Origin of the sequence: uncultured Phenylobacterium sp. (assembly GCF_902826855.1) — a bacterium.
GTDB lineage: Bacteria > Pseudomonadota > Alphaproteobacteria > Caulobacterales > Caulobacteraceae > Phenylobacterium.
In genome coordinates, this window is sequence record NZ_CADEGK010000248.1 from 1 (window position 1) to 3070 (window position 3070).

Genomic DNA, 3070 nt, shown 5'->3' on the forward strand with positions numbered 1-3070 from the left:
GAGCGGCAGTTGGCACTTCGGAAACGTGTGCAGGTGGCGTTGGTGGCGGTCGCGGCGCTGGCCGCGGCGATCGGCGTCCGCGGTCAGGGCGGCGCGCCAGCACCGGTGCTGGTCGTCGTGAACGCCAGCGCTCCCAACCAGTTCGGCGCCTATCTGCCGGAGATCCTGCGGGCCGAGGGCATCAACACGTTCGCCGTCGTGCAGCTGTCGGCGCGCGACGCGCCGACGCTCGCGGCGGCCACGGTGGTGGTCGCCCGCAGCGACGCGCAGGAGGGGTTTGTCGGGACGACGCCGTTCCAGGCGGTGTCGCCGGGCGAACGGGCGATGGCGACGGATGGGCGGCTGCGGGGCTGGGGCGCCTACTGTCCGGGGGTGGTCGGCATGGGCCGTCAGGCCGATCCGGGCAGCGCCAACAGCGAGATCTTCTTTATGCGGGCCCCGGCGCGCCGCCTGGATCATGAATACACGGTCGTAGGCCGGGTCGTCGCCGGTCTGGAGGCGATCCAGGCGCTGGCCGTCGGCGAACCGCCCGGGAGCCCCGACCGGATGGTGCGGGTGCGCGTGGCGGCTGACCTGCCGGCGAGCGAGCGGCCTGCGATCGAGGTGCTCGACGAGCGTGGCCCAACGTTTCAGTCAAAGGTCGCGGCGCTGAAGCGGTCGAAAGGCGCGGCCTTTTCGATCTGTGATGTGGAGGTTACGACGCGAATACCCTGAACAACTGCGACGATACGCGCAGTTGTTGCCTAACGCTGTTTTCCGTACGCAGAATTGCATCACGGCGGGACAGTCATGCGTTACGAAGTCATCGAAGAGTGCGACGAGTGGGTCGTTCGTGGCGACGGCCGTGAGCTCGCCCGTTTCGGCGACCAGGATACCGCGCTCAACGACGTGGCTGCGCGACTGAAGTCGGCCGACGGCTCTGTCCCGGCCCGTCTCGCGGTCCGCTATCAGAGCCGCAAGGCCTGACGACTCCGCTTGCCGTTGGTCCGTAGCCCGGGCCACATCAGCGCTCCGCACCTGGAGCGCCGCCGGCCTTGTCCTTCCTCCGATCCTTGAGCGTCCAGGTGCTGATCGGCCTCGCGCTCGGCCTCGCCGTAGGCGCCGTGGCCGCGGCCTATGGCGGGCCCGGCGCGCCGCGGATCATCGAGGGCGTCGAGGCGCTGGGCGGACTGTGGCTCAACGCGCTGCGTATGACCGTCGTGCCGCTGATCTTCGCGGTGCTGGTCAGCGGTATCGCGCAGGTTTCCGATGCTGCGGCCACCGGCCGGCTGGCGATGCGCGCGGTGCTTTGGTTCCTGGCGCTGCTGGTGGTGTCGGGGGTGACTGCGGTGGCGTTCGTCAACGCGCTGCTGACAGCCTGGCCGGTTGGGGAGGCGGCTTCGGCGGCGCTGCGCGCCGGCGCCCTGGCCCCTGAGGCCGGAACCCCGACGGCGCCCGACTTCGTCTCCTGGATCAAGGGCCTGGCCCCGGCCAATCCGATCAAGGCCGCCGCCGAGGACGCCATCCTGCCGATCGTGGTGTTCGCCGTGTTCACAGGGTTCGCGCTGACCCGCATGCCAGCCGAGCGCGGGCGGATCCTGCTGGAAGTGTTCAACAGCCTGGGCGAGGCGATGATCGTCATCGTGCGCTGGGTGCTGATGGCCGCGCCGCTGGGGGTCTTCGCCCTGGGGCTGGGCGTGGGCCTGCGCGCCGGGGTCGGCGCCGCGGGCGTGCTCGGCCACTACATCGTCACCGCCTCGGCGACCGGCCTCCTCATCACGCTGATCGCCTATGGGCTTGCGGTGACGGTCGGGCGGATGGCGCCGGCCCGCTGGGCGCGGGCCACGGCGCCGGTGCTGGCCACCGCCTTCGCCACCCAGTCGTCGCTCGCCTGCCTGCCGGCGATGATCGAGCGCACCCGCGACGACCTGGGCGTCTCAGCCCGCGTGGCCAACCTGGTGCTGCCCCTGGCGGTCGCGGTCTTCCGGATGACCAGCCCGGCGGTGAACCTTGCGGTCTGCATCTTCGTGGCTCAGGTCTATGGCCTGCAGCCGTCGGGCCTGCAGTACCTCGGCGCGGTGCTGGTGGCGCTGGCGGTCAGCGTTGGCTCGGTGGGCCTGCCCGGCCAGGTCTCCTTCATCGTCAGCGTCGCCCCGATCTGTCTCGCCCTGGGCCTGCCGCTGGACCTGCTGCCGATCCTGCTGGCAGTGGAGGTGGTCCCAGACATCTTCCGCACGTTGGGCAACGTCACCGGCGACATGGCGATCGCCGGCATCGTGGCGAAGGACGAACCACCCGAGTCCCCGGCCCAACCGGCGCCTAGCCAAGCTTGAACGCTTCCGGCAGGTTCGCGCCGTCATGGCCAACGAACCCTTCTTCCGCAAAGACGGCGACATCTTCATCCCGACGCCGGTCGGCATCGGACCCTGGACCGGCACGTCGCTGCACGGCCGCCTGATCGTGGGCCTGCTGGGCTCGGAGATCGAGCGCCAATACCGCACGCCGGACTACATGCCCTCGCGGCTGACCGTGGACATGTACCGCCTGCCGGACCTCTCGCCGGTCGAGGTGGTGACCCGCGTGGTCAAGGATGGCTACCGGATCAAGGTGATCGACGCCGAGTTCATCTCCGGCGGGAAGAGCGCAGGGCGCGCGACCTGCCAGCTCCTGCGAAAGACCGAGAACCCACCCGGGACCGTCTGGACGCCCGAACCCTGGGACGTCCCCAAGCCGGCCGACCTCCCTGAGCCGCCGGAAGGCCCCATGGGTGGCATGTGGGAGATTCTACCGATCGCGGGCGGCTTCAACCAGCCCGGCATGCCGCGCCGTGCGTGGATGGCCGAGACCCGAGAACTCGTGGAAGGCGAAGCGTTCACGCCGTTCGCCCGCGTCGCCACCAGTGCCGACTTCGTCAGCCCGTTCGCCAACTGGGGCGACCAGGGCCTGGGCTATATCAACTCCGACGTGACGCTTTACCTGCACCGCGAGCCGGTGAGCATTTGGGTCGGCTACGACGTCGTCAATCACGGCGCGACAGACGGCGTCGCGGTCGCCGAATGCCTGATCTACGACGAGGCGGGGGCGATCGGCA

Annotated in this window: 4 protein-coding genes; all 4 read left to right on the forward strand. The window is 70.0% G+C overall.

Translation table 11 applies throughout. The features are described 5' to 3' along the window. Nucleotides 1-42 precede the first annotated feature (42 nt). Nucleotides 43-714 carry a peptidylprolyl isomerase gene (locus QZV94_RS22285; protein ID WP_293682139.1) on the forward strand — a complete coding sequence of 224 codons (672 nt, stop codon included), beginning with the start codon at nt 43-45 and terminating at the stop codon, nt 712-714. 75 nt (nt 715-789) lie between these two features. Then, nucleotides 790-966, forward strand: coding sequence for a hypothetical protein (locus QZV94_RS22290; protein WP_293682142.1), 177 nt, complete (start codon nt 790-792; stop codon nt 964-966). A 68-nt stretch (nt 967-1034) separates the two neighbouring features. After that, nucleotides 1035-2312: a dicarboxylate/amino acid:cation symporter gene (locus QZV94_RS22295; protein ID WP_293682145.1), complete on the forward strand. Its 1278-nt coding sequence runs from the start codon at nt 1035-1037 to the stop codon at nt 2310-2312. Nucleotides 2313-2337: 25 nt separating this feature from the next. Beyond that, the coding region (locus QZV94_RS22300; protein ID WP_293682148.1) for an acyl-CoA thioesterase domain-containing protein at nt 2338-3070 on the forward strand (733 nt) is incomplete at its 3' end.